The organism is Streptomyces sp. NPDC058662 (assembly GCF_042716255.1).
Lineage (GTDB): Bacteria > Actinomycetota > Actinomycetes > Streptomycetales > Streptomycetaceae > Streptomyces.
On sequence record NZ_JBHXRU010000192.1, the window covers coordinates 1 to 4,371 of the forward strand.

The window sequence follows — 4,371 nt, forward strand, 5'->3', positions numbered from 1 at the left end:
CACGACACACCAGCCCCCCCCCCCGCGGCGGGGGGCTGGGCGGGGCCCCGGTTAGCGGGGTTGGGGGTGTGGGCGCCCCGGGGCCCCCCACCCCCCTTCGCTCGGTCCGGGACCAGAGGATGGTGTCGGAGATCGGCCCCAGCCGGGGCCGATCGACGGCGGGGACAGCCGGTCCGGTGGGCGTGTTACTCCGTTTCGGCTTCCAGGGTGCCCTCCGTGTCCAGGTAGACCTGGCGGAGGGATTCGAGGATCTGCGGGTCCGGCTTCTCCCACATGCCGCGCGACTCGGCCTCCAGCAGGCGTTCCGCGATGCCGTGCAGGGCCCAGGGGTTGGCCTCCTCCAGGAAGGCGCGGTTCTCCGGGTCCAGGACGTAGGTCTCGGTGAGCTTGTCGTACATCCAGTCCGCGACCACCCCTGTCGTGGCGTCGTAGCCGAAGAGGTAGTCCACCGTCGCCGCCAGCTCGAAGGCGCCCTTGTAGCCGTGGCGGCGCATGGCCTCGATCCACTTGGGGTTGACCACGCGGGCCCGGAAGACGCGCGACGTCTCCTCGACCAGGGTGCGGGTCTTGACCGTCTCCGGGCGGGTGGAGTCGCCGATGTACGCCTCGGGGGCGGTGCCGCGCAGGGCGCGGACCGTGGCGACCATGCCGCCGTGGTACTGGAAGTAGTCGTCCGAGTCCGCGATGTCGTGCTCGCGCGTGTCCGTGTTCTTCGCCGCGACCGTGATGCGCTTGTACGCCGTCTCCATCTCGGCGCGCGCCGGCCGGCCCTCCAGGCCACGGCCGTACGCGTAGCCGCCCCAGACCGTGTAGACCTCCGCGAGGTCGGCGTCCGTGCGCCAGTCGCGGGAGTCGATCAGCTGGAGGATGCCGGCGCCGTACGTGCCCGGGCGCGAGCCGAAGATACGGGTGGTGGCCCGGCGTTCGTCGCCGTGCTCGGCGATGTCCGCCCGGGCGTGCGAGCGGACGAAGTTCTGGTCGTCCGGCTCGTCCAGCGAGGCGGCCAGCCGGACCGCGTCGTCCAGCAGGCCGATCACATGCGGGAACGCGTCGCGGAAGAAGCCCGAGATGCGCAGCGTCACGTCGATGCGGGGGCGGCCCAGTTCGGCGAGGGGGATCGGTTCGAGGCCCGTGACGCGGCGGGAGGCCTCGTCCCAGACCGGGCGGACGCCCAGCAGCGACAGCGCCTCCGCGACGTCGTCGCCGGAGGTGCGCATCGCGCTCGTGCCCCACAGGGACAGGCCGACGGAGGCGGGCCACTCGCCGTTGTCCGTGCGGTAGCGGGTCAGGAGGGACTCGGCGAGCGCCTGCCCCGTCTCCCACGCGAGGCGGGAGGGGACGGCCTTGGGGTCGACGGAGTAGAAGTTGCGGCCGGTGGGCAGGACGTTGACCAGGCCGCGCAGGGGGGAGCCGGACGGGCCGGCCGGGACGAACGCGCCGTCCAGGGCCGCGACGACGTGCGCGATCTCGTCGACCGTGCCCGCCAGGCGCGGGACCACCTCGCGCGCCGCGAAGTCCAGCACGGCGGCGACGTCCGCCGAGTGGGATGACGCGACCGCGGCCACGGCCGCCGGGTCCCAGTGCGCGTCCTCCATCGCCTGCACCAGCGCGCGGGCCTGCTCCTCGACGGCGTCCGCCGAGGTACGGGTGGCCGCCGACTCGTCCAGGCCCAGCGCCTCGCGCAGGCCCGGGAGCGCCGTCGTACCGCCCCAGATCTGGCGGGCGCGCAGGATGGCGAGGACCAGGTTCACCCGGGCCGCGCCGGTCGGGGCGCCGCCCAGGACGTGCAGGCCGTCGCGGATCTGGGCGTCCTTGACCTCGCACAGCCAGCCGTCGACGTGGAGCAGGAAGTCGTCGAAGCCGTCGTCGTCGGGGCGCTCTTCGAGGCCGAGGTCGTGGTCGAGCCGGGCGGCCTGGATCAGCGTCCAGATCTGGGCGCGGATGGCCGGCAGCTTGGCCGGGTCCATGGCGGAGATCTGGGCGTACTCGTCCAGGTGCTGCTCCAGGCGGGCGATGTCGCCGTACGACTCGGCCCGCGCCATGGGGGGTACGAGGTGGTCCACCAGGGTGGCGTGCACCCGGCGCTTGGCCTGCGTGCCCTCGCCCGGGTCGTTGACCAGGAACGGGTAGATCAGGGGCAGGTCGCCGAGGGCGGCGTCGGGGGCGCAGGACGCGGACAGGCCGGCGTTCTTGCCGGGCAGCCACTCCAGGTTGCCGTGCTTGCCGAGGTGGATCATCGCGTCGGCGCCGAAGCCGCCGTCCTCCGCGCGCGCCTGGATCCAGCGGTACGCGGCCAGGTAGTGGTGCGAGGGAGGCAGGTCCGGGTCGTGGTAGATCGCGATCGGGTTCTCGCCGAAGCCGCGCGGCGGCTGGATGAGGATCAGCAGGTTCCCGCGGCGCAGGGCCGCGAGCACGATGTCGCCCTCGGGGTTGGCGGAGCGGTCGACGAACATGTTGCCGGGCGCCTCGCCCCAGTGCTCCTCGACGCTCGCGCGCAGGTCGGCCGGGAGCTCGGCGAACCAGCGCCGGTAGTCGGCGGCCGGGATGCGGACGGGGTTGCGGGCCAGCTGCTCCTCGGTGAGCCAGTCCTGGTCGTGGCCGCCGGCGTCGATCAGGGCGCGGATCAGCTCGTCGCCGTCGCCGGAGACCAGTCCGGGGATGTCTCCGACGGGACCGAAGTCGTAGCCGCCGGCGATCAGCGTGCGCAGCAGTTCGACGGCGCTGGCCGGGGTGTCGAGGCCGACCGCGTTGCCGATGCGGGAGTGCTTGGTGGGGTACGCGGACAGGACGAGCGCGACCTTCTTGTCGCGGCGCTCGATGTGCCGCAGCCGGGCGTGGCGTACGGCGATACCCGCTACGCGGGCGGCGCGCTCGGGGTCGGCCACGTAGGCGGGCAGGCCGTCCGCGTCGAACTCCTTGAAGGAGAACGGGACGGTGATCAGGCGGCCGTCGAACTCGGGCACGGCGACCTGGGTGGCGGCGTCGAGGGGGGAGAGGCCCTCGTCGTTCTCCTCCCAGCCGGCGCGCGAGCCGGTCAGGCACAGGGCCTGCAGGATCGGCACCCCCAGGGAGGCGAGCGCGCCCGCGTCCCACGACTCGTCGTCACCGCCGGCGGAGGCGGTGGCCGGGCGGGTACCGCCGGCCGCGAGGACGGTGGTGACCACCGCGTCGACGCCCTCCAGGGCGGTGAGCAGTTCCGGCTCGGGAGTGCGCAGGGAGGACACGTACAGCGGGAGGGCGCGGGCGCCCTGGGCCTCGACGGCGTCGCAGAGGGCGTGCACGAAGGCGGTGTTGCCGCTCATCTCGTGGGCGCGGTAGTACAGCACGGCGACGAGCGGGCCGTCCGTCCGCGACGCGGCACGCTCCAGGTGGCCCCAGGTGGGGGCGGGGGCGGGCGGCTCGAAGCCGTGGCCGGTGAGCAGGACGGTGTCGGAGAGGAACCGGGCGAGCTGGGCGAGGTTCGCCGGGCCGCCGTGCGCGAGGTAGGCGTGCGCCTCGGCGGCGATGCCGATGGGGACGGTGGAGGCCTCCATCAGCTGCGCGTCCGGGGCCTGTTCGCCCGTCAGGACGACGACGGGGCGGGTCTGGTCGGCGGCGAGGAGGAGGTCGAGGCCGTCCTGCCAGGCGCGGAGGCCTCCGAGGAGGCGTACGACGACCAGGTCGACGCCGTCGAGGAGGGCCGGGAGGTCGTCGAGGGGGAGGCGGGAGGGGTTCGCGAAGCGGTACGGGGCCGGGGCCGGGTCCGCCGGGGCCGCCGGGGCCGCCGGGGCCGCGGTTGCGGCCGGGGGTTCGGGGTGCGCGGGGTCGGCCGGGGGCGTGGGGTTCGCCGTGGTGGCCGTGTTCGCGGCGCGGGCGCTGAGCAGATCGGTGTCGGACGTCGACAGCAGCAGGATCATGCGGCGGCAGGCCTTCCTCGGGGTTTCCGCGCCCCGGGCAGTGAGGACAGCGGGAGTTCCTGACTCACCCCGTTGATCGCGTGATTGCTCCGCGGGGTTCACAGTGGCGGGACCGCGCCGGAATCGCACCGGGCTTCCTCCCATGACGCCGTCCTCGGCGACGGCGGGCCGGTGTGGTCCGCCGGTGGTCATCCTAGGCGGCCGGTGCCCTGGCCGGGCGGGTGGGGGTTGGGCGGGGGCGGTGGTGCGGTGCGTGGCGGCGCTGCCGGGGCTCTGCCCCGGGCCCCGCGCCTCCAACGCCGGCGGGGCTGTAGGGGGCCGGTGCGGGGTGGGTTGGGGCGGGCAGGCGTGGTGCGGGGTGGGTGGGGGCCGGGGGTGCGTGGTGCGTGCGGCGGGGTTGGGGCGGGGGGTGGCGGGGGCGCCGGCGGCCCGCAGCCATGCCCCGCGGCGCCCTGCGGGGCGCGGGGGGCGGGCT

At 74.9% G+C, this 4,371-nt stretch carries 1 protein-coding gene and 1 riboswitch; the gene reads right to left on the reverse strand.

Features of this window, described 5'->3' with window-relative positions:
* Nucleotides 1–185: 185 nt before the first annotated feature.
* Nucleotides 186–3,896, reverse strand: coding sequence for a cobaltochelatase subunit CobN (cobN, locus tag ACFWUQ_RS31185; protein ID WP_384544733.1), 3,711 nt, complete (start codon nt 3,894–3,896; stop codon nt 186–188).
* 53 nt (nt 3,897–3,949) lie between these two features.
* Nucleotides 3,950–4,036, reverse strand: a riboswitch (cobalamin riboswitch).
* Nucleotides 4,037–4,371: the final 335 nt, after the last annotated feature.